The organism is Kangiella aquimarina DSM 16071 (genome assembly GCF_000374105.1).
Lineage (GTDB): Bacteria > Pseudomonadota > Gammaproteobacteria > Enterobacterales > Kangiellaceae > Kangiella > Kangiella aquimarina.
In genome coordinates this window covers 1474528-1498626 of the sequence record NZ_KB893650.1, presented here as the reverse complement: position 1 = coordinate 1498626, position 24099 = coordinate 1474528, and the positions used below count along the sequence as shown (strand labels likewise).

19 protein-coding genes are annotated in these 24099 nt (G+C 42.6%); 10 read left to right on the top strand and 9 right to left on the bottom strand.

From position 1 onward, the window contains the following. The first annotated feature begins 201 nt into the window (after nucleotides 1–201). Nucleotides 202–2139: a transglycosylase SLT domain-containing protein gene (locus tag B158_RS0107230; protein WP_156823054.1), complete on the top strand. Its 1938-nt coding sequence runs from the start codon at nucleotides 202–204 to the stop codon at nucleotides 2137–2139. Between the two features lie 48 nt (nucleotides 2140–2187). Here the strand turns inward: B158_RS0107230 and B158_RS0107225 are convergent, their stop codons facing one another. Then, nucleotides 2188–3396, bottom strand: coding sequence for a hypothetical protein (locus B158_RS0107225; RefSeq protein WP_033414010.1), 1209 nt, complete (start codon nucleotides 3394–3396; stop codon nucleotides 2188–2190). Between the two features lie 184 nt (nucleotides 3397–3580). On the opposite strand from B158_RS0107225, the gene B158_RS0107220 reads away from it, so the two are divergent. The 4 genes from B158_RS0107220 (at nucleotide 3581) to B158_RS0107205 (ending at nucleotide 7552) form a co-directional block, all read left to right on the top strand. Next, a complete protein-coding gene (locus B158_RS0107220; RefSeq protein WP_018624697.1) occupies nucleotides 3581–3880 on the top strand; it encodes a DUF6763 family protein in 300 nt (99 codons plus the stop codon). Nucleotides 3881–4010: 130 nt separating this feature from the next. After that, a complete protein-coding gene (gene ung / locus B158_RS0107215; protein WP_018624696.1) occupies nucleotides 4011–4676 on the top strand; it encodes a uracil-DNA glycosylase in 666 nt (221 codons plus the stop codon). Nucleotides 4677–4805: 129 nt separating this feature from the next. Next, nucleotides 4806–5819, top strand: coding sequence for an ABC transporter substrate-binding protein (locus B158_RS0107210; RefSeq protein ID WP_018624695.1), 1014 nt, complete (start codon nucleotides 4806–4808; stop codon nucleotides 5817–5819). Continuing rightward, entirely contained in the window at nucleotides 5816–7552 is a 1737-nt protein-coding gene (locus tag B158_RS0107205; RefSeq protein WP_018624694.1) for a response regulator, read from the top strand. The genes B158_RS0107210 and B158_RS0107205 overlap by 4 nt, the downstream gene beginning before the upstream one ends. Here the strand turns inward: B158_RS0107205 and B158_RS0107200 are convergent. Further along, complete coding sequence (locus tag B158_RS0107200) at nucleotides 7524–8933, bottom strand: formimidoylglutamate deiminase (RefSeq protein WP_026309296.1); 1410 nt, start codon at nucleotides 8931–8933, stop codon at nucleotides 7524–7526. The genes B158_RS0107205 and B158_RS0107200 overlap by 29 nt on opposite strands. A gap of 48 nt (nucleotides 8934–8981) precedes the next feature. On the opposite strand from B158_RS0107200, the gene hutI reads away from it, so the two are divergent. Beyond that, nucleotides 8982–10211 (top strand): imidazolonepropionase, encoded by a 1230-nt coding sequence (hutI, locus tag B158_RS0107195; RefSeq protein WP_018624692.1) that lies wholly within the window; start codon nucleotides 8982–8984, stop codon nucleotides 10209–10211. A gap of 91 nt (nucleotides 10212–10302) precedes the next feature. On the opposite strand, the gene azu is transcribed toward hutI, so the two are convergent. Together azu and hutG are read right to left on the bottom strand one after the other, a co-directional pair. Beyond that, nucleotides 10303–10728, bottom strand: coding sequence for an azurin (gene azu / locus B158_RS0107190; RefSeq protein ID WP_018624691.1), 426 nt, complete (start codon nucleotides 10726–10728; stop codon nucleotides 10303–10305). A 119-nt stretch (nucleotides 10729–10847) separates the two neighbouring features. Then, nucleotides 10848–12056 (bottom strand): N-formylglutamate deformylase, encoded by a 1209-nt coding sequence (gene hutG, locus B158_RS12960; RefSeq protein ID WP_018624690.1) that lies wholly within the window; start codon nucleotides 12054–12056, stop codon nucleotides 10848–10850. A 185-nt stretch (nucleotides 12057–12241) separates the two neighbouring features. Here hutG and hutC point away from each other — a divergent pair, with 185 nt between their 5' ends. The 3 genes from hutC to hutH are packed head-to-tail and all read left to right on the top strand — an operon-like array spanning nucleotide 12242 to nucleotide 16231. Further along, nucleotides 12242–12973, top strand: coding sequence for a histidine utilization repressor (hutC, locus tag B158_RS0107180; protein ID WP_018624689.1), 732 nt, complete (start codon nucleotides 12242–12244; stop codon nucleotides 12971–12973). Between the two features lie 25 nt (nucleotides 12974–12998). Continuing rightward, on the top strand, nucleotides 12999–14684 hold the full coding sequence (hutU, locus tag B158_RS0107175; protein WP_018624688.1) for a urocanate hydratase: 1686 nt from the start codon (nucleotides 12999–13001) through the stop codon (nucleotides 14682–14684). 14 nt (nucleotides 14685–14698) lie between these two features. Further along, the gene (gene hutH, locus B158_RS0107170) at nucleotides 14699–16231 is read left to right on the top strand and encodes a histidine ammonia-lyase (RefSeq protein WP_018624687.1); all 1533 of its coding nucleotides are present in this window, start codon (nucleotides 14699–14701) and stop codon (nucleotides 16229–16231) included. A 114-nt stretch (nucleotides 16232–16345) separates the two neighbouring features. Here the strand turns inward: hutH and B158_RS0107165 are convergent, their stop codons facing one another. After that, a complete protein-coding gene (locus tag B158_RS0107165; protein WP_018624686.1) occupies nucleotides 16346–16696 on the bottom strand; it encodes a hypothetical protein in 351 nt (116 codons plus the stop codon). Between the two features lie 56 nt (nucleotides 16697–16752). Beyond that, nucleotides 16753–17322 (bottom strand): YceI family protein, encoded by a 570-nt coding sequence (locus tag B158_RS0107160; RefSeq protein ID WP_018624685.1) that lies wholly within the window; start codon nucleotides 17320–17322, stop codon nucleotides 16753–16755. A gap of 97 nt (nucleotides 17323–17419) precedes the next feature. Here B158_RS0107160 and B158_RS0107155 point away from each other — a divergent pair, with 97 nt between their 5' ends. Continuing rightward, nucleotides 17420–18949 carry a DUF4139 domain-containing protein gene (locus B158_RS0107155; RefSeq protein ID WP_018624684.1) on the top strand — a complete coding sequence of 510 codons (1530 nt, stop codon included), beginning with the start codon at nucleotides 17420–17422 and terminating at the stop codon, nucleotides 18947–18949. Nucleotides 18950–19024: 75 nt separating this feature from the next. Here the strand turns inward: B158_RS0107155 and B158_RS0107150 are convergent, their stop codons facing one another. The 3 genes from B158_RS0107150 to sucC all read right to left on the bottom strand — a co-directional run bounded on the left by B158_RS0107150 (nucleotide 19025) and on the right by sucC (nucleotide 23999). Then, nucleotides 19025–21769 (bottom strand): M16 family metallopeptidase, encoded by a 2745-nt coding sequence (locus B158_RS0107150; protein WP_018624683.1) that lies wholly within the window; start codon nucleotides 21767–21769, stop codon nucleotides 19025–19027. Nucleotides 21770–21960: 191 nt separating this feature from the next. Continuing rightward, nucleotides 21961–22833 (bottom strand): succinate--CoA ligase subunit alpha, encoded by an 873-nt coding sequence (sucD, locus tag B158_RS0107145; protein ID WP_018624682.1) that lies wholly within the window; start codon nucleotides 22831–22833, stop codon nucleotides 21961–21963. After that, complete coding sequence (gene sucC / locus B158_RS0107140) at nucleotides 22833–23999, bottom strand: ADP-forming succinate--CoA ligase subunit beta (RefSeq protein WP_018624681.1); 1167 nt, start codon at nucleotides 23997–23999, stop codon at nucleotides 22833–22835. The genes sucD and sucC overlap by 1 nt, the downstream gene beginning before the upstream one ends. Nucleotides 24000–24099: the final 100 nt, after the last annotated feature.

Here is a 24099-nt window from a genome sequence, read left to right as displayed (position 1 = left end):
TTTAGAAACACTTTTCACGTGAATTTAACTTTAAACAAGCTATGCTTGTTGGTATAAATTCAAGCGTTAACTTACTGCCCACCCAACCGGAAAAATGTTCAAAACAGCAATTAAAACAGTGAAAAAAAATCAAACCAACCTATTGTATAAGAGTCAGCATATAACTCACACCAATTTGCCATCATTCAATCAAGGAAGATAATGACAATGCGAACACTATTACTTGTCCAGCTCATTGCTATTATAACGCTTTTTAGTACAGCGCAGGCCAAACCAGCCTATACAGCTGAACAGCAAGCATTTCTTGATGCTGAAAAGGCATTAAAACAGGGTAAACAGCAAGAATACCAGAAGCTCAAAAAGAGTCTCGTTCATTATTCTTTGCTACCTTATCTTGAGTACCAGGAAATTCAGGAAAGCCTGAACAAAAATAGTCAGCAGCAAGTTGATGATTTTATTAATAAATATGAATCATCTCCTTTGAGCAGCCGTCTCCGATGGGACTTAATTCGGGAGCTTGCGAAAAATAAGAACTATGCCCTTTTGGAGCAATATTATCCATTTGGCGCAGTAGCCAGCTATGATTGCCAAATATTGAATCACCAGCTTGATCAGGGAAAGCCGATAAAGGAGCTTTCTGAGCAGATAGCCAATCTTTGGAACGTCTCCAAGTCTCAACCCAAGGAGTGTGACAAGATTTTTGAGAAGTGGATAGATAACAATCAGTTACAACAGGATGTTGCCTACCAAAGGTTTTATCAAACTGCTCATGAAGGACCTATCGGACTGCTCAACTATTTAAAACGTTACCTGCCCCGTGATGAACAGTACTTGGCAGATCTATGGCTTAAAGTCCGCCGCAATCCAAAAGTAGTAACCCGCTCCAACTTCTTTCCCGGTAAAAAACCGAACAAAGAAGCCCCCATTCTTGTGTATGCCGTAAAGCGTCTTGCATGGGGTGATCGGGAGGATGCCTATAACGCCTGGAAAAGAACTCAGAGCCGAGTTCCACTGGCAGGAGCACACAAATCGGACGTTGAGCGAACTCTGTTCCTTGCCCTGGCTACCCAAAACAATCCTAAAGCTGTGGATATGGCAAAGGATAAATTAAAAGACTTACTGGATGACGAACTGGTTAATCATTGGAAATTGGTTACTTTTTTACGCACACAAGACTGGCAAACAATTACCCAGCTTTATGAGTTATTACCATTTGACCAGCAAAGTAGCGAGCAATGGCGTTATTGGTATGCCGTTGCATTAGATGAACTGGGACAAAAAGAAGAAGCAACAATATTATTGACTGAATTAGCTAAAGAACGTGACTACTATGGATATAAAGCCGCGGTCCGCACCAAGCAACCAATATTGTTAAATCACGCACCATTAATTATTCCTGAAGAAGTCATGGAGTCAGTTCGACAGTCTGCTAACGTTGAAAGGGCCAAAGAGCTGTACGACATAGAGCGCTATCTCGACGCTACTCGAGAATGGCGTAGTTTGTTAAATCAATTAAAAACTCCTGAGGAATTTCAGGCTGCAGCAGTGATTGCCAATGAATGGGGCTGGTATAACCAAAGTATTCTGACCATTGCCCGTGCCCAAGTTTGGGATGATACAGACATCCGTTTCCCTACCGCATTTAAAGAAGACTACATTAAGATGGGCAAACAGATTCAACTTCCCCCACATTGGTTAATGGGCGTCGCTCGCCAGGAAAGTGCATACGGGCCCAGAGCAGTATCACCAGCCGGTGCATATGGACTGATGCAGATCATGCCGAATACTGCACAAGCTTTTGCAAGAAAGTTTCAAATTCCTTACTCGCATAGAAGTGACCTGCTTGATCCATCCATTAATATTCAAATGGGCAGTCGCTATTTGCAAATGCGATATGAGGAGCTTGAACAAAACCCAGTGTATGCTTCAGCAGCCTACAATGCGGGGAAAAGCAGGATTGAGGAATGGAAAAAGTATGGGCGTTACCCAACTGAAGTTTGGATAGAAGCCATTCCTTACACTGAAACCCGAGATTATATTAAGAGGGTCATGACCTATCGTCAGGTTTATGCGCTCAAACTTGGGCTTGATGATGATATCTTTGAGTATATTTTGACCACCGAGACTGGTGACAAATAGAAAAAAGGCGCTCAAGGCGCCTTTTTTAATGATTATGTTACTGATTGGCTAAAAGTACCTTTCAAAGGTTATCGACAAATAATCATCGTTACGTAATGGATAAAAAATGCTATCCATGGGACGGTTTTCATCAATTCCTTCAAACCAGCGCCCTTCTACTACCAACTTCCAACTATCACCTAAACGACGACTGGCTTCAAGATTGATAAATTGTTGATTGTCGGCATAGGAATACCCAAGCAAGACTTCTGTTGAAGGAATGTCATTCATTGCCAGACGAAGACCTCCTACCAACACATCCTCCTGCTTGAAACCGCCGGGTAAAATATCACGAGAATCATATTGATACTCCATGATAACGCCTAAATCGGCACCAGAGTCAGTAACACCATAAAAAGTGTACTCAAAGCCACCCACTGCAGCTGAATAGCGACTTGACTCAAAACCAGAGCGACTCATAGCCTCCAATTTCCAAAGCCAGGCGCCTTTAGTTGCCTGCAAATCTATACTGGTTTGATCTATGGTGACATATACAGGACGTAACGTTGGGTTACTAGGATTTGATGTATCCAGAACAAACTGTGGCTCTCGACTGGTTCCTGAAAAATGTGCCACACCAACGTCCCAGTCACCAAACCAGTTTGACCAGCGAATGGCTCCATCTAGACGGGACTTCCCATCAGGATCTGCATAAATGGGGTTATCGGTGTCAATGACATAAGGAAAACGCAAACGCCCCTCTTCACCAGCAAAAGTTCTTTCACGGAAACCTGGTAACGCGAAAATACTTAGCAACCCCCAGTCACGCTCGGTTGATAGAGCTACCATTGGCTGACCTAATTTATCTTCACCATCGATATTCTCAACAAAGTCAGTCTGGTTAATGATATCAACTAAATGCTGTGACTCAGCCACACCCCAGAAAACCTTCCCGATACCCGCCTTTACTTCCCACTCATCACCAATATATTGCAGCATCAGTTCACGTATATCGCCATGAGTACGCTCGCTATCCATACTATCCCAGCGATAAAAAGGCTTAAAGACAAGGCTGAGATTGTGCTCATCCCAGCTATGAAAAAACTCAGGCTCAATCATTATAGAAGCTAGCTCCTGCTCCTGCCCAAAGTCACCTTCCTCAAAGTAGTAGCGACCTTCTGTAGCAATAACCCCACGCCACTCAGCAGAAAATGCTGGTAAAGGTAATAAAATCAAAAGGCTATAAATAAGAGATTGATATAATTTCGATAAAGACATGTGTTCCATACTAATTGGTCTGTTATTTGCGCACATTGTAATTAATGATGACCACAATTACTAGCGAGCAATCTTTGTTAATCCACTTCGCATAATAGACAATATCAATAGCCGGAATCGTGCATTTTTTGAGCAATATGCTACTCTGAATATGAAAGATTAAAGACTCAAAAAAGGAGGTCACATGGCACAATTATTAACGCCACAACGTGGCCATTGGTATAAACGCTCTGACCTGGACACCATTTTTGAAGTAGTGGCCTTAGATGACGATGAAGGCACTATCGAAGTACAGTATTTTGGCGGAGAGATCGAAGAATTTGACATTAATAGCTGGCAATTACTCGAATTGAGTCAGGCAGCGCCACCAGAAGATTGGAGTGGCGCACTTGAAGTAGATGATTATACCCGTGGCGATGACTTGGACTTGGCACCCGGTTCTCTGGATGATGTACTTAACATTATTGATTCGAACGATTACTAATATGGGCCTTTTGCTCATACCAAAATCATTGGCTGTTTAACCAATTGGCATAACTCTAAAAGGTTACCCTGTAGCCATATAACTGACATTCGTTATAATCTACCCCACTAAATCACTTAATCATTTAAGAATGTCTGAGCCAATTAGCAGCTGGGCTGAAGTTCTGGAGCCAGTAAAAAAACAAACTTATTTCAAAGAGTTATTGTCATTTATAGAATCCGAAAGAGAGTCCGGAAAAACCATTTATCCCCCAAAGGAACAAGTCTTCGCAGCACTCAGCTTGACCGAGTTCGCACAGGTAAAAGTAGTTATCTTAGGTCAGGATCCATATCACGGTCCTAATCAGGCAAACGGACTTTGCTTTTCCGTTAATCCAGAACAGCCGCTGCCTCCTTCACTCCGAAACATTTATAAAGAGCTGGTCAGTGATATCGGTTGTACGCAACCTATAAATGGCGACTTATCTGGTTGGGCCAAACAGGGTGTACTTCTTCTGAATACTGTTTTAACCGTAGAAGCAGCCAAGCCAAACTCACATAAAGGACGTGGTTGGGAAATATTCACGGATGAAGTCATACAGGCACTGAACAGGGCAGATCAACCAATTATATTCCTGCTATGGGGTTCACAGGCACAGGCCAAATCCAGCTTGATAAAAAACCCTAAACACACTATCTTAACCGCACCGCATCCGTCGCCACTTTCGGCACACCGCGGTTTTTTTGGCTGTAAGCATTTTTCTAAAACAAATCAAATACTTGTAGAAAATGACCAAACACCTATAAAATGGTGTTAGTTATGCTTGAGGATGGCAGATTATTGCTGGCTAAATGGCATTAACTGAGTGTATAAATTATTGGAATATCGTACATTTGATATTACTGCGCATTCGTAGCAAGGAATATTAGAAATAGATTGATGGAATATGGACTGCTTTCTTAGGGCTTTTAAAACATATAACAAACTGCTTTTAGCGTTATTTCTATTGGCGGGAGGATTTCCTTTTGCCTATACAGCTCAAGAGCAAGGTGAAAATTCACCGCCACAAAAACAAATTACTATCATTGCGCAACACTTCTCCAGTAATTACTCAACTATCGCCAAAAGCCTCTCTTTATCTTCTCTTGCTGACGACTATCGAATTGTTAATATTTCATTGGAAGACTGGAAAATTCTCAAGCCTCAATCCGAGCTCATCATAAGCTTAGGTTACTCACCACTCGAAGAACTGCTTAAATCAGAATACCAAGGCCCTGTACTGGCAGCTCTTATCACTTCTCAGGAATGGAAAGAGCTGGTGAGTCAAATTCCCCCACCCTCTTCAATAAGCGCCATTTTCTATGACCCAGATCCACAACGACAAATTGTACTCGGTAAACTGTTATTGCCATTGTCAAAATCTGTTGGTGTCATGTATTCGATGGACTCCCCTTATTTCCTGGAGGGTTATGAATCTGCAATAAATGCAACAGGCTTGAACTTGCAAACGATCCAAATCAAACAGGCCTCTGAGGTAGCCAGGCAATTCCCTGCACTCTCTCAAAACTCAGACTTTATAATAGCTCAGCCTGATCCTGTCATTTATAACAGCCAGACTTTGCCAAGGGTTTTACTGAGCAGCTATCGCCAGCGAAAAGTTATCATTGGTTATTCTGTAGGACTTGTAAATGCTGGTGCAGTTGCAACCACTTTTACCACTCCTGAAATGTTGATAGACGATTTGAGAGAATCCGCAAATAAAATGCTTACTCACGGATTCAAAAACTTCATCAGACATAGCGCTTATTATGATATTAAATATAACTCGGAAGTTGCTCGCTCCCTGGGGCTAGATATGGTCTCTAAAGAGACGTTACAATCTGAGTTGAATAAGCTGAACCTTTCAGCGTATGAAGAAAACAACTTAGAACAGATACCCTCAGAGAAGGATCAATTGTGAAGCGCGCAAAGTATGTTAATCAATACAACCTGGCATTCATTCTTGCCGTAATAGCGCTTCTGTTTGTTGCAAATTACTTATTGAGCAAAGCAAGCCAACAACAACATTATTATCAGCAAAAAAACCTCAGCCAGTCCATTCTTGCAAACCTGACAATTGAACTTGAATATGGACTCTCTTTTGGTAACAAAGTAGATCTAAAGAACTCATTGGAAGCTCTAAGAAATAACCAAGGGCTTGCCATGATTACTGTCTATGACAATCAATCAAATGTCATGGCACAGTTGGATAATCGAGACCTGTTATCAATACCTGAAGATGTTGAGCTAATTAATTTTACCCAGCCGATAGATCAAAGCCCAAGTAGCTCTTTAAGTGATTCTTTACTTTTAAATGAAGAAATATTGCAAAGCGTCAAGCTGGAAAGGCGACTAGGCGAAGTAACCCTAAGCATGACCCCTCTGGCGTATAGTCCTACCTCTCAGGAAATACAAACTTATCAAACAATGCTTTGGGCATATATGTATTACCGCCTCAGCTACACCAGTCGCATTATGAAAAAAATGACCGAGTCCCTAAACCGTTCGGTATTACCAAGAAATATTCTCTATAACACTAAAACACAGGAAGCCCAGGCTTTAATTAAAGCGATTATCGATATATTTTTACAGAATAAAAACTTAGAACATCAACTAACATTGCTTAAAACGGAAGTGGCTCAGGCCAGACGCGATGCAAATACTGAATTACAGGAATTCCTTGGCTTCTTGCTTGAAAACCCTATAGAACATGATGATGAAACTATCCAGCTATTCTATCAGTCCATCACACAGCATATTGGCGATCGCAAGAGTTCTATATGGTCAAGAGATTTATTAAAACAGGTAATAACCGAGCTCTCTGGCCTGGCAAAAAGCCAACAAGTGACGATTTATGATACCTATAGTGGTGACCGTATTAATCGTCAGCTAATAATTGATAGAGATAATTTTAAACGCTTTTTATTATTACTGGTTGAGCAATTAATAAAGGTCTGCGCTGGGCATCAGCTCAGTATTTCTTTTGATCAAAGGCAAGCAATAAAAGATAACACTATTCTAAGAATTTCGATCGAATCGGATGCTGATTACTTTATTGAAGGTGTAAATACTCAAAGCTTGTTCCACTTTTCTCATGAGTCACCGATTACCTGTTACAGCAACAATGTTCACTTAATTGCAGCCAAACACTTATTGCGAAAGTTTGGGGGCGAGTATTTTTACTTTGAAAAAGAAGTCAGAATTGAAATTCCTGTTGCAACATTAGCGACGGATGAACCTGAAGTCTGGACAGAGAGTGTAACGCCAATTGAAACTGATATTAATGCCCTGATATTTGACTCAGATCCTATTGATAAGATGGTACTGATGGGCTATCTCGAAAAGCTGGGTGTTAATACAGAGAAAGCATCGGCAAAACAAGTAGTTCTACAAAAAATTCGCCACGAAAAGTTCGATATCATCATGGTCAACTCAGAATTTTTCCATGATCCTGATCCTTTCTTTTTTACAAACTTTGCCAGTGAACTTAATGACCAAATGGAGAAAACCAGTATTTTAGTAATCAGCAGTGATTCAAGCGTCAAGGAAACAGAGTTATTTAAATCCCTAAACGCTCACTATCTTCCTAAGCCGATCGATATACACCAGCTTAAAACAAAGTTAATCAATTTATGCACTGACGCAGGCGATTAATAGTTTTACTGTAAGCCTTTCTTATTTCTTCTTCATTTCGATGAATGCCATTTTCGACTTGGCACTTCCCTTTTGCCCACACTGAACGAATTGCATCATTACTAAATTGATGATTAAAAATAAATGCATCCATCAGTTGATCGCTTCCTTTACCCATTAATGAAAAACTGTCCGTATTCAGCTCAATGAAATCAGCCTGACAACCAACTGTAATCGCTCCTGTCTTTTGCCCTAAAGTTTGTGCCCCTGAACGTGCAGCCTGCTGCCACAACCATAAACCATTTGAGCTAAATTCTTTCTCGACTAATACCGTTCTTGACTGCTGAGATAATCTTTGCTGATATTCTAGCCAGCGTAACTCTTCTACGGCATCAACAGATATATGACTATCACTCCCTATCGACCATCGCCCCTGCTGATGTTTATAATCAAGCATTGGGAAAAAGCCATCACCCAGATTTGCTTCAGTTGTTGTACAAATAGCGACCACAGCTTCTGACTCAGCAACCCGCTTAACTTCCTCTGCATTCATATGGGTGGCATGCACAAGACACCAACGCTCATTAACATCCTGTTGTTCGGTCAGCCACTCTACTGGGCGCTTACCATGAAACTCCAAACAGTCATTAACTTCTTTCATCTGCTCCGCAATATGAATATGAATCGGTGCCTGGTTATTAAGACTGTTCAAATGATTAATGGCGAACTCTAGATCCTTTCCATTAACTGCTCGCAACGAGTGGGGAGCTATACCGTATGACTGCTGATATTGCTCAGAAAGCTCTGAAACTTTATCAAGTAAGTTGGCATATGCGTCCTGGTCATGAAGAAAACGCTTTTGACCCGAATTAGGCGCCTGCTCACCAAAACCACTGTAGCGATAAAATACTGGCAATAAGGTCAAATTTATACCGGATTCTATTGCAGACTCAAAAATACGTTGGGACATCTCAGCAGGGTTTGCATACAAGTTGCCACTGATATCATGGTGCAAGTAATGGAACTCACCGACAGAAGTATAACCGGCTTTTAACATTTGCATGTAAAGCGCCGATGCTATTGCTTGCAGATCTTCAGGCTGAATCGCATCAACGAAACCATACATTGCCTGACGCCAGGTCCAGAAGCTATCGCCACCCTTGCCGCTTTTTTCACCTAAACCAGCCATTGCCCACTGAAAAGCATGAGAATGGCTATTCGGCAAACCTGGAATGATCGCTCCTTGCAGACGTATGCCAGAAAAATCAGCCTCAAGCTGCGTGTCTGGTTTCAATTCTAGGATAACGCCATTACAATCGACCCTTATCAGAACATCATTAGCCCAGCCGGAGTCTGTTAAAACCTGCTTGGCGAAAATATGTGTTTCAGTATTAGAAGTCATTGATGGGTCAACCTGTCTGTTAATCTTTGTAAGAAACGGGATCATAATATGAGCCAACCAGAAACTAAACCCTTTGATTACCTTATTCATAATGTGAATATTGCCAGCATGGCAACTCATGGCGATTATGGCATCATTGAAAATGCCTGTTTAGGTGTTAAATCAGGGGTTATAGAATTTATAGGCACTCAAGAGCAACTGAACGCCGCCAATGAACTAGAGAGCAACGCAGAGACTGTCATTAATGCCCATAATCAATGGTTAACTCCAGGTTTGATTGATTGTCATACTCACCTTGTTTATGGCGGCAATCGAGCGAATGAGTTTGAAATGCGTCTAAACGGTGCCAGTTACGAAGAAATTGCAAAAGCAGGTGGAGGCATTCTCTCTTCAGTAAGGGCAACACGCGCCGCAACTGAACAGCAGTTGTTTGAAACTGCATCAAAGCGTTTGAAGTCTTTACTTAAAGAGGGGCTCACCACCATTGAAATTAAATCAGGCTACGGACTGGATACCGAAACTGAAATCAAAATGCTGAAAGTTGCCAGAAGACTTGGCAAAGAATTTCCGGTAAGAGTTTCCACTACATTTCTCGGTGCGCACGCACTCCCTCCAGAATACAAAGACCGCGCTGATGATTATATCGATTTAGTGTGCAACGAAATGCTACCAACCATCGCGGAACTTGAGCTGGCTGATGCAGTGGATGCATTTTGTGAAAACATAGGATTCAGCTATCAGCAAACCCAAAAAGTCTTCGAAACCGCGAAACAGCTTGGACTTCCGGTCAAACTCCATGCGGAACAATTATCCGATCAGTCAGGTGCTGGCCTTGCAGCAGACTTTGATGCGCTGTCTGCGGATCATCTTGAGTATTTATCGCAAGAATCCATCGAGAAAATGGCCAAAAGTGGCACAGTTGCGGTGCTGTTACCCGGCGCTTTTTACTTTCTGAGAGAAACTAAATTACCGCCCATCCAGGCACTACGGGACAAACAGGTTCCGATGGCAATTGCCACTGACAGTAATCCAGGAACATCACCCGCCGAATCCTTATTGCTAATGTTGAATATGGCCTGCACTCTATTCCGAATGACTCCGTTAGAATCATTACAGGGAGTGACCATCAATGCCGCTAAAGCACTCGGCTTAAGTAAGGAAATAGGAACCCTAGAGGTTGGAAAAAAAGCAGATATGGTTTTATGGGATATCGATCATCCTAACCAACTAAGTTACCAGCTTGGCGGAAGCAATTGGACTCGAACATTCAAAGGTTAAGACCCATTATCCTTAGCCCAGGCAAAAAAAGAGCGTTCAGATGAACGCTCTTTTCTATTGAGAGTGTTAAGTAAGACGCTTACTCAACGATTTATTCTACAATGATGACACCTTTCATCATGAAAGAGTGACCAGGGAAACTGCAGATAAACTCATACGTACCCTTTTCTTTCAATGTAAAAGTAATGGTGTCACTTTCGCCACCGCCAATGACTTTGGTGTGAGCTAATACACTGTCATTACCTTCAGGAATGTAATCATTGGCTTTTGCCTGAATAGCAGCATTAGCAAAGGCTTGAACATCAGTGCCCTGTGCCAATACCACAAAGTTATGGCCCATGACGTCTTTAGCCAATTTACCAGTGTGATTCAAGGTTAATTTTATTTCTTCACCAGCCTTTACTTTAATTTCGCTAACGTCGAATTTCATTGCGTCATTACTGTTTACAACAACATCTTTTGCAAACAAAGGCATAGCAAATAAAGCTAAAACAACTGTTAATAGAATCTTACGCATTTCGTCACCTTTTACGTTTGATTAAACACGCATTTAGCATACCAATTTAGGGTGAACAAGACATGAATTTAGACACATTTTTGCTGTATATCTTTTAATGAATCGAACTCCATTGATTATTATTTCTTATGCAAAAGTTCGGCTAACTTTTGGAACAAATCCTTGATAGGCTTTTGGACCTGTTGAGCTTTTGTTTTATCAAACAATCGTAATTGCTCATCAAGATAAGTAATCTGTGACAATTCCAGTTGCAAACAATAAACCTGACTCTCCGGATCAGCATAATGTCGAGTAATATAGCCACCCTTGAAACGACCATTAATGATTTTACTAAACTCTCTGGTATCAAATTCTTCCAGTAATGCAGCAATTTCCGAACTGACTGTTGCACCGTTATTAGTGCCGAAATTAAAGTCCGGTAAACGGCCCTCGAAAAAACGAGGCACATGCGACTGAATAGTATGCGCTTCAAATAATAGGCAATAGCCAAATTGCTCTTTTGCACGAGCAATGAGCTTCTGTAGTTGGTCATGATAGGGTTGCCAATAATGAGCAACTCTGCGACTAATTTCTTCGCTATCTGGCAAGTTGTCTTCTGCGTATAGAGGCTCACGATCAAAGTTACTGGTTGGGCATAACTCAGTATTGTCCGCACCCGCATAGAGAACCTCGCCGGATTTATCCCGATTGAGATCTATCGTATAGCGCGAATAGTTAGCATTGATTCGTGTAACGCCAACTTCATCTAAAAACTCATATAAATCGGTTAGATACCAGTCGGTATCAGCGCTGTCATTTGCGGCTGCAGTCATCTGTTTAACAATATCGTGCGGAATGAACTGTCCATGATGTGGCATTGAAACAATAATCGGTGAATCATGAAGTTGCATATCAAACACAGGGTAGTCTTCGGGTTGTAGCATAAGTGTAGCTCGGTCAAGCACTAACCGATCCGGCTCTATATATTCTTTCCGTGCATGATCTGAGCCCAGTAACGACTCTGAATAATAGATACCTATTAACGACTTGGCATCATTCAATAAATACCCACAACGCTCTTCTACCTGCTCCCAGGAGTCAGTGTTTAAATACCATTTTACCTGCAGCAGATAGTCGATAAAAAAATCGGTCATGGTTCGATGGTACTTTTCTTCCGCACCTAAAACCTTGGTCAGCTTAATCAGCCCCTGATGAACGCGCTCACGAGCACTCGAAACCGAGTAGTGATTGATGTAGTGCCAGGCTACGCGAAGATGATTTCTATGATTAAAGTCGCCACCAGCAATAGACTGGGCTTCAAATTGTTCAATTAACTGATTGATATTCATAAGAATGGATATTTCTCTACTGATTCACGATATAAATTTATGATGTTAAGGAGTTGCTTTTGAGTTGTATTTTTGGTTGTATATACAACCTAGCATACAAGACCCATAAAATTAGTCAAACGGCAAATACTATTGCCCAATATTTGCCAGGAATTACAGACACTGAAAGTGTATTGGAAGCATTAATGACAGAACAGAATACTCGCCTTTACATCACCGTTAAAGAGTTTATTAAACAAGGCATCGAACAGCAACGCTGGAAAGAGCATAAACGGGTGCCTTCTGAGAATGAACTGGTTGAAACCTGCAAAGTCAGCCGCATGACGGCACGTCGTGCCCTGGATGAACTTACGGAAGAAGGCATCTTATATCGGGTGCAGGGTCGCGGTACCTTTGTAGCTCCAAAAAAGCTTTACTCGCCGATGCTTAAAATTCGCAATATAGCTGAAGAAGTTGTGGAGCGCGGTGGACACTATTCGAATGAACTTATCTTGCTCCAAAAGGAGCAATGCCCTTCTCACCTATTGAATCGTTTTGAGCTTGAGGAAGGTGACGATATTTACCATTCTATCATGGTGCATAAAGATAACGATAAGCCAATACAAATAGAGCAACGTTATGTAAACCCCAAAGCAGCGCCAGATTATTTGAAACAGGACTATTCAAACATTACTCCGAATGTCTATTTGTCGAAGGTGGCACCGCTGACCGAAGTAGAGCATCAGATTGAAGCACGCGAAGCTGACCCTTTCATGCAGGTGACCTTAAAGCTACAGGAAAATGAGCCTGTGCTATGTATTGACCGAGCAACCTGGTCAAATGAAATTCTGGTCAGCTACAGCCAGCTTTATCACCCTGCCAGCCGCTTCCGTATCACCGGACGTTTTAAAACCGAACATCAACTAACCGAGTTATAGAGACTCGATAAAGAGGAATACAGATATGACTGACAAGAATCGTTTTGATCCCGATCGCGTCATTCGTGCGCCACATGGCTCTAAGCTAAATGCCAAATCATGGCTTACCGAAGCACCACTTCGTATGCTGATGAATAATCTTGACCCTGACGTTGCAGAGCATCCTCAAGGCTTAGTGGTCTATGGTGGTATTGGTCGAGCAGCCAGAAATTGGGAGTGCTATGACAAGATCGTAGACACTCTTAAACGTCTAAACGATGACGAAACTCTACTCGTTCAGTCTGGTAAGCCAGTGGGGGTATTTAAGACTCATAGCGATGCACCTCGGGTGTTAATCGCTAATTCTAACTTGGTTCCTCATTGGGCTAACTGGGAGCATTTTAATGAGCTCGATAAGAAAGGCCTGATGATGTATGGCCAGATGACTGCAGGCTCCTGGATCTATATCGGTAGTCAGGGCATCGTGCAAGGTACCTATGAAACATTTGTCGAAGCAGGACGTCAGCACTTTAATGGCGAAACCCAAGGTAAGTGGATCCTGACCGGTGGTCTAGGTGGCATGGGCGGTGCGCAACCACTGGCTGCGACGATGGCTGGATACTGCATGATAGCGGTAGAGTGCGATGAAACGCGCATCGATTTCCGCATCCGCACTGGCTACGTTGATAAAAAAGCAACCAGTGTTGATGAAGCCATTGCTCAACTTAACGAAGCACTTGATAAGGGGCAGGCTATTTCGATTGGCCTACTTGGTAATGCTGCTGAAGTTTTCCCTGAACTCTACAAGCGTGGTATTAAGCCTGATCTGGTGACAGACCAGACTTCTGCTCATGATCCTGTCAACGGCTATCTTCCCATTGGCTGGACGGTTGAACAGTGGCGCAAAGAAGCGCAAGCTAATCCTGAACTTGTGAGTAAAGAAGCGAAGAAATCAATGGCTGTTCAAGTCCAAGCGATGCTGGACTTTTACCATCAAGGTATCCCAACGGTTGATTACGGTAACAATATCCGTCAAATGGCGCTTGAAGAAGGCGTTAACAACGCTTTTGATTTTCCTGGGTTTGTGCCAGCCTACATCCGCCCTCTTTTCTGCCGTGGCGTCGGTCCATTCCGCTGGGCTGCTCTTTCCGGTGACCCAGAAGATATTTACAAAACCGATCAGAAGGTCAAAGAAATCATCGCAGACGATCCGCACCTTCATAACTGGCTGGATATGGCGCGTGAACGTATTCAATTCCAAGGTTTGCCTGCGCGAATTTGCTGGGTTGGACTTGGTCTGCGTCATAAGCTTGGTCTGGCTTTCAATGAGATGGTTCGTAACGGTGAGCTGAAAGCACCAGTTGTTATTGGACGTGACCACCTGGATTCTGGATCTGTTGCCAGCCCCAACCGCGAAACCGAAGGTATGATGGATGGCTCGGATGCGGTATCCGATTGGCCACTATTAAATGCGATGCTAAATGTTGCTGGTGGTGCGACCTGGGTTTCATTGCACCACGGTGGCGGCGTTGGCATGGGCTTCTCGCAACATTCTGGAGTGGTGATTTGTTGTGACGGTACCGAAGAAGCTGACAAGCGTATTGAGCGTGTGCTATTCAATGACCCAGCAACGGGTGTTATGCGCCATGCTGATGCAGGCTATGACATCGCTAAACAATGCGCCAAAGAGCAAGGTCTCGATCTTCCCATGCTCAATGAACAAAATTCTTAAGAGGTAGTAACACTATGTTCGAATTTACCTTAACCCCTGGTCAGTTATCTTTAGCTGATTGTAGACGCATTTATCAGGAATCAGTGTCAATCAATTTGAATAATGATTTCTACCCAGTGATAGACCGCGCCGCGCAAACCGTCGCTGATGTGATTAACAATAATAAAACGGTTTATGGCATCAATACCGGCTTTGGTTTGTTGGCATCGACACGCATTCCCAAGGAAAAACTGGAGCTGCTACAGGAAAGCCTAGTGCTCTCTCATGCTGCTGGTATTGGTGAGCTACTGGCTGATAATGTGGTTCGCTTATTGATGGTACTCAAACTATCAAGCCTAGCGCAGGGTCATTCTGGTGTGCGTCGCGAAACCGTTGATGCCCTGATCAGCTTAGTCAATCACCAGGTCTATCCGTGTATTCCTGAAAAAGGCTCCGTTGGCGCATCAGGTGACTTAGCTCCACTGGCCCATATGAGCTGCACCTTGATTGGTGTAGGCCAGGTTCGCCATAAAGGCCAGGTCATTTCTGCGGTTGAAGGATTAAAAATTGCTGGTCTGGAACCTTTAACGCTTGGCGCTAAAGAAGGACTAGCGTTATTGAACGGTACTCAATGCTCAACGGCTCTGGCTTTGGCGGGATTGTTTGGTGCCGAAAATAACTTTGCTGCTGCGATTGTTGCCGGCGGCCTTTCTGTCGATGCGGTTATGGGTAGTGTTGCACCTTTTGATGCACGCATTCATCAGGTGCGAGGTCATAAAGGCCAACAACAGGTTGCATTAAGTTTGCTTAACTTGGTTAAAGACAGCGAAATCAATAATTCGCATGAAGACTGCGACAAGGTACAAGACCCCTACTCGCTACGCTGCCAACCTCAGGTAATGGGTGCTGCTTTGGATCACATGCGTTTTGCAGCATCAGTGCTTCTCACCGAAGCCAATGCGGTGTCAGATAACCCATTAGTGTTCCCTGAACAAGGCGATATTATTTCAGGTGGTAATTTCCACGCTGAGCCTGTTGCCATGTCTTCGGATCTGCTTGCTATCGTCATTTCAGAGGTAGGTGCCATTGTAGAGCGCCGTATTGCACTGATGCTTGATAAACATTTAAGCGGATTGCCAGCATTCCTGGTTCAAGATGGTGGCGTCAATTCTGGCTTTATGATCGCCCAGGTAACAGCAGCAGCACTCGCTTCGGAAAATAAAACGCTGGCTCATCCTGCATCAGTGGATAGTTTACCAACATCCGCTAATCAGGAAGATCATGTATCCATGGCAACTTTTGCCGCGCGACGCCTTCGCGACATGAACTTTAATACCGCCGGTGTAATTGCCGTTGAGTTGCTATCTGCAGTACAGGGAATAGATTTCAGAGCACCTCTGAAAACATCCCCTCGCCTACAGAAAGCTTATGATTTGATTCGTGAAAAAGTTCCTTATTACGAGAAAGACCGTCATTTTGGACCCGATATCGAATCCATAAAATCATTAATCGATGAAGGTGTATTCAATGAGATGGTTAGCGAGCTAGACTTGCCAAGTCTTGGCTAAGGAAATCATTAAATATTCGGCTTGAAAATGCAAAGGCGCTCAATTAAGAGCGCCATTTGCTCTGCTTTACTATCGCTATGTTAGTAAACTGGTGGGACTTAATTTTTTCTCTATTTATTCACTGAAGCTAGCCATTCCTAGCGACACCTCAGCAATTCTACGTCGAGCCTTACTTAAATATTTTGCAAACTTTTTGTTCTCTTTTAACTCTTTAAACTCTTTCGAGTTGTATAGCTTTCTAACTTGAAGTTTCTGATCTGAAAACTCATCGGGTAGATAGTCAACACCGACTTTGCACCAGGCCATACCTTTAAGACGCAAGTCTTCTGGGTGACCCTTTCCCTGAACAAATTTACAGATAGATGTAATTTGATCAGCCATGTGCGAGTCAATTTTGAGAACATTAGCTTGTGCGTTGAACGATATTAAACATACCGTAACAACCGATAAAACAGAATGTTTCATACGGGCTTTGCTATATGGTTAAAGCCCGCTTAAAACTTATAGATAGCGAGCCAGGGTTATTGTTTTAAAACTACTTTATAATTAACTTCGACTTCGTGCTGTACCCAATCTGGGTTCTTCCAAGCACCAAGTCCAAGATTGAAATCGAGTCTGTTTAATGTATAGCTTCCTGATAGCTCTATCAAGCCACCCAGTTCCACATAATTCATGAACAGCGTCACAGGTTTTTCAATTCCTTTAATAGTTAAGCTCCCTTCAACCTTATAAACACTGTCAGAATCTAACTGTATCTGCTGACTTTTAAACACTCCCTGAGGTGTGTTTTCAACATCAAACCAGTTGTTTTTCTTGAGCATACCATCTCGCTTTTCACTCCCACTCTCAACGCTGGCAAGATCGACATTTACGCGTATTGAACTCTGCTCTAACTGATTTTTATTAAAAACGATAATAGGCTCAAATGATTGAAACTGACCATTAAATTCAGTCTTCTTATTTTGAACTCCACTAAACTTAATAAAGCTCTCCTCCGCTCTAAACTCTAGTGGTTCATTAGCAAGTAGCCCTGTTGAAAAAATTAAGCCTGATAAAAAGACGATAGAAACTACAATATTCTTTAGCAACACAAGAGTACCTCGACAGTTAACAACTGGTTGTCGGTCTTAACCCTTTTCGGTTAATCTGACGTTTATATGGATGAAATTACAACATAAGGTTAAGACTATGAAAATAACGTCAAACACAAAACCACTATTCTTACGGAGTATAATCCCATCTCTGATAGCCTTTACCCTACTGGGATGTAACTCAAGCGCCAGCGCCGAAGAACAGGACGCCATTACCATCTATAGCAGTGCCCAGCCAGGTGCCATCAATCCCGACCTTTATCGACCAGTTCCCGGTCAAAACCGAGGTTATTATAGAGTGCCCGGTTATGGAGTCGTTAAGTCAGTTCGAAACTACCAACTCAATAAAGGACAAAACCGTATTCAAGTGAGTGATGTTGCGGCTTTTATTGACCCAACAACTGTATCATTTCGCTCCCTTGACAATAAGCAAACTCGAGTTCTGGAGCAAAGCTACCAGTTTGACCTGGTCAATCAGCAACAACTCCTGCAACGATTTCTAGGCAAAACAGTTACCATTCAACAAGTACAGGGAGACGAGCTGGTAGATATCAAGGGTGAGCTATTAAGCGCCGATGGTAATCTCGTATTGAAAACGGAAAAAGGAAATATTAGAACTATTGGATATTATGCCGGCATAATTTTTCCAGACTTGCCAGAAGGCCTTCGTACAAAGCCGACACTTATCTGGGATCTCTACTCTCCCGCAGCTGGAAAGCAGACTATTGAACTAAGCTATCAAACCGAGGGGATGACCTGGTGGACGGATTACAATGTAACTTATGATGAATCCAAGGGCTGTCATATGGATCTATCGAGCTGGGTAAGTATCATTAACCAGTCTGGTGCTAGTTTTAACAAAGCTAAACTTAAATTGATTGCCGGTGATGTTAATCGCGCTCAACAGAATGAGCCTCCAAGAGTTATGGCATCTCGCGTTTCAGAAGAAGCCATGATGGACAAGGGCTTCGAAGAGAAAGCATTCTTTGAATATCACCTTTACACCCTCGGTCGTCCGGCCGATTTGCCTAATAACTCTACCAAACAGCTCGAACTGTTCCCATCGGTTAAAGATATTCAGTGTAATAAAGAACTTGTCTTTGACGCATCAAGCCAACTTTATGGGTATCAGGGTATCAACACCAATGAAAGTTATGGGAAAAATATTGCCTCAGACGTCAATGTATATTTGCGTTTCACCAATGAGGATGACAACCAGTTAGGAGTCCCTCTTCCTGCAGGAAGAATTCGTGTTAACCAACGGGATACCGACGGAAGCCTTGAGTTTATTGGTGAAGACATGATCGACCATACACCAAAGGATGAAGAAGTTCTGATAAAAATGGGTAATGCGTTTGATGTTAAAGGCGAACGTAAACAGACCAGCTATCAGATAGACTCCAAGAAAAAAGAACTAAGCGAGAGCTTTGAAATTACGCTGAAGAATCACAAGGATGAAGCTGTTACAGTAGTTATACGAGAAACATTGTACCGCTGGTCTAATTGGAAAATTACACGCAAGTCACACGATTATGAAAAGCAGGACTCACGTCATATACACTTTAAAGTAACAGTGCCTGCTAATGGTGAGACTAAAGTTAATTATTCTGTTGATTATGACTGGTAGAAATTAACTTACTCTTAGCAAACAAAAAGCCACGACCTGGGTCGTGGCTTTTTTAGGTAGAAAGAAGCGATATGATTATTCAGCTTCTAACTTCGCTTTATCACCTGCTTTGATGATTGAAATGTTGTCCATCTTAATATGACGACGGAATGCATCATTTACATCTTTCAAAGTAAGTGCCTTAAGTTTTTCTTCGTACTCTTTTGACCATTCCATAGTACGCTCAAGATCGAGGCTACCGGCTAGACTGCTAACAAGGCGCGCATCTTTTGAACGGTCAATGCGGTTGTTCTGTAGAACACCATCGCGCGCTTTATCCAGCTCTTCTTGAGTAAAGCCATCTTTCAATGCACGTTCTAATTCTTCCTTAAAACCAACTTCTACACGAGGTAAGTTCTCAGGAGCAGCAATAGCGTATGCACCAAAAGTGGCATTCTCGTCATAAGAGCTTGCACTAAAGAAAGAACCGGCTCCATAACTCAAACCATCTTTTTGACGTAGTCGTGTCGCTAGACGACTGTTTAAAAATCCACCGCCAAAGATTTCGTTTGCCATTTTCAAAGCTGCATAATCCGGGTGCTGATCACTCAACTCTAACTTAGTCATGGCAGCAAAAGCAGCACCGGCTTTATCTGGTGTGTCGATAAATTTATTTATCGCTTCAACATCTGCAACGCTTCGCTCGATACGCTTATACTCAACATCAGCATCCCAGTTTCCAAGGATTGAATCTAGCTGCTTGTGTAAAGAATCACGTTCAAAATCACCCACGACAGCAATATCCGCTTCTTTGGCACCAATAAAGTTGCTGTGGAAAGCCTTAAGGTTATCAACTTCAACTGCTTTAATCGCCTCAATCTGCTCATCAATGCTCATACTGTACAAAGGATGGCTTGGGTCATAAGGGTTTAAGTGCTGATTTAGCTGCAGGAATACTTGCGTTTGTGGTTGTTGTTTTTGCTGTTCAAGAGCAACAATTTGTTGCTTTTTAAGCACTTCCAGTTCTTTTTGATCAAAAGCTGGTTGCTTAAGAACCTCTTCTACCAATTCAAGAACTTTTGGCAAGTTTTCTTTAACAGTCTGAATACGTACACCAGTACTGGTAGCGCCACCGGAAACACTCACGTTTGCTTTCAGGCGATCAAACTCAGCTTGAAGTTCTTCACGGGTAAAGTTTTCAGTACCACGCATCAACATGCTTGAAGTCAATGAAGGTACAACACCTGCATTACGCAAGTCATCAAGGTTACCTATATCCAAGTTGATAGTCATAACCACAGACTCACCGCGTGTTTTCTTAGGTAAGTAAACCACTTTGGCGCCATTAGAAAGCGTTGTGCGTTCACTGCGTGCATCAATATTGTCATAAGAAGCGTCAAAATCTTCACCCTGCGCTACAGCTTCCCTACCAGTGTAACCTTCCAACATTTTTTGAATGTCTTCACTATTCAGTCGTGCAATAGAGTCAGCACGGTCAGGCTTTTCCTCTGGAATAAACAGCGCGACCGTACGATTGTCATTGACCAAGTACTCTTCAGCTGCTTTTTGCACATCTTCTGCAGTGACTTTCTCCAAGCGATCGCGGTTCAAAAACAATAATCGCCAGTCGCCCATACCAACCCACTCAGTTAATTGAAGGGCAACACTTTGAGTATTGTTGAAACTTAATTCGATACCTTTCAATAACTTGGTTTTAGCACGCTCGACTTCTTCCTCAGTAATTGGGTTGTTGGCAACACCTTCAATCACATCTACGAATGCAGCTTCTGTTTTTGCAAGATCCTTATCTTTTGCAACCTGAGCCATAAACAACAAGGCACCAGGCTCAGCTAATTGAAACGCAAAGCCGCCAGCAGAAGCGGCTAAATCCTTCTCAACCAACTCTTTACGCAAACGACCAGTCTGTGAGTCACCCATGATTTGTGACAAGATTTGAACTGCTGCGTAATCTGCGTGAGGCCCAGCAGGAGTTTTATATAAGCCACCAACGACCTGTACATCACCCGTACGGCGAATGATTACCTTACGCTCGCCATCTTGAATGGGTTCTTCTGTGTAGAGTTCAGGTAATATACGCTTTGGTTTTTTGATATCGCCAAAATACTTGTCGACTTTTTTTATAGTCGATTCTTCATCAATTTTACCGGCAATGATTAAAGTAGCATTGTCTGGCTGATAATATTTCTTATAGAAAGCCTGTAGATTTTTGATATCAACGTTCTCAAGATCTGAGCGTGCGCCAATGGTAGACTTGCCATAATTATGCCAGTCATAAGCAACTGACATTAAGCGTTGCATCAAAACACGCATTGGACTGTTTTCACCGTTTTCTAGCTCATTGCGGACAACGGTCATTTCACTATCCAGGTCTTCCTTGGCTATAAAGGAATTAATCATACGATCAGACTCTAAATCTAATGCCCAATTTAGATTATCTTCCGTAGCAGCAAACGTTTCATAATAGTTAGTGCGGTCTAACCATGTAGTACCATTCGGTTCTGCCCCACGCTCACTTAACTCTTGAGGGATATTTTTGTGATCCGGGGTTCCTTTAAAAACCAGGTGCTCAAGTAGGTGAGCCATACCGGTTTCACCATAATTCTCATGCTTTGAACCCACATGATAGGTAATATTTACCGTAATCGATTCCTGAGTTGGATCCGGGAATAGCAGGACCTGCAGACCGTTATCCAGGCGATATTCAGAAATTCCCTCGACCGTAGTAACCTTTTCTACGCCCTTAGGTAATTTAGCAAAAGCAGTAGACACACTGGTGGTTAAAACCAGAGCTAAGGCTGCTGTTTTAAGTTTTAGAGTCATATATCCCTCTTAATTATCAATACCAAAACATAATCCAATAGGAGCATGGAGTATCCATAAAAGCCATGTAACTTTGTAGTCGCTATTTGTTAATAAGTATTACAATATCTTTCACTTCTATACATATCCCACAGACATAAAAAAACCGTCCAAGTTACCTTGGACGGTTTCTGATACAACTAATTAACTGATTACCAGCCTGTAACTTCCTTCAAAGCACTACCGATATCAGCTAGCGAACGCACGGTTTTAACACCGGCGTCTTCTAATGCTGCAAATTTCTCAGCAGCAGTACCTTTACCACCAGCAATAATGGCGCCAGCATGGCCCATACGCTTACCCGGAGGTGCTGTAACTCCAGCAATGTAAGAAACTACTGGCTTAGTAACGTTTTCTTTTATGAAAGCGGCAGCTTCTTCTTCAGCAGAGCCACCAATTTCACCAATCATAACGATTGCTTCTGTTGCTGGATCTTCCTGGAACATTTTCAGGATATCGATGAAGTTAGAACCAGGGATTGGGTCACCGCCGATACCAACACAGGTTGATTGACCAAAACCGAAATCAGTTGTTTGCTTAACGGCTTCATAAGTCAAAGTTCCCGAACGAGAAACGATACCTACTTTACCTGGCAAGTGAATGTGACCCGGCATAATACCAATCTTACATTCACCAGGAGTAATAACGCCCGGGCAGTTAGGACCGATAAGACGCACACCTAATTCATCACAGACAATCTTAGCTTCAAGCATATCCATAGTAGGAATGCCTTCAGTAATACAAACCACTAGCTTAATACCAGCATTGGCAGCTTCTAAAATTGAGTCTTTACAGAAAGGCGCAGGAACATAGATTACTGAAGCTTCAGCACCGGTTGCTTCAACCGCATCTTTAACTGTATTGAAGACAGGCAAACCAAGATGAGTTTGACCACCTTTACCAGGTGTTACACCACCAACCATGTTAGTGCCGTATTCGATTGCTTGCTCAGTATGGAATGTACCTTGAGAACCGGTAATACCCTGACAAATAACTTTGGTGTTTTTATCAATTAAAATACTCATTATTTGCCCTCCGCTGCAGCAACTACTTTTTTCGCTGCGTCTGTTAAGCCTTCAGCTGCGATAATGTTCAAGCCAGACTCAGCAAGAACCTTTGTACCAAGTTCGGCATTGTTACCTTCAAGGCGAACAACAACTGGAACTTTAACGCCAACTTCTTTAACGGCACCAATGATACCTTCTGCAATCAGGTCACAACGTACGATACCACCGAAGATATTAACCAGAACGGCTTTTACATTTGAATCCGAAAGGATAATTTTGAATGCTTCTGTAACGCGCTCTTTAGTAGCACCACCACCAACATCAAGGAAGTTTGCTGGCTCACCGCCATGCAATTTAATGATGTCCATAGTGCCCATCGCAAGACCCGCACCGTTAACCATACAGCCGATGTTGCCATCAAGTGCTACATAGTTAAGTTCGAATTTTGCAGCATGCGCTTCACGCTCATCTTCCTGAGAAGGATCATGCATCTCTGCCAATTTAGGATGACGGTACATTGCGTTACCATCAATGTTAATTTTTGCATCTAAGCAATGCAGATCACCATCTTCTTTGATAACCAGTGGGTTAATCTCAAGAAGTGCTAAATCTTTTTCGACAAACATCTTTGCCAATTGCAAGAAGATATGAGTGAATTGCTTTACCTGCTTACCTTCCAAGCCTAGCTTGAATGCAAGTTCACGACCTTGATATGGCTGAGCACCAACTAGTGGATCGATGGTTGCTTTAAGAATCTTCTCAGGAGTTTCTTCAGCAACTTTCTCAATTTCAACACCGCCTTCAGTTGATGCCATGAACACAACGCGGCGGCTAGAACGATCAACGACTGCACCCAAGTAAAGCTCTTGAGCAATGTCAGTGCACTCTTCTACCAGAATTTTGCTGACTGGCTGACCGTTTGCATCAGTTTGATAAGTTACAAGGTTCTTACCAAGCCATTGCTTAGCAAACTCTTTAACTTCATCTTTTGTCTTTACTAGCTTTACGCCACCAGCTTTACCACGACCACCGGCATGTACCTGGGCTTTTACCACCCACATACTGCCGCCAATGCGGCCAGCTGCTTCAAACGCAGACTGAGGGTTATCGACTGCATAACCCTCCGATACTGGCAAACCATACTCTCTAAAAAGCTGTTTACCTTGATACTCATGTAGGTTCATGTTTATGTTCCTATTACTTTGGCATAAGTACTTTTACAAGCACGTAGAATTTAAAACTTAAGGTAACTAAAAACGCTAATGCCGAACATAAGTTCGGCAT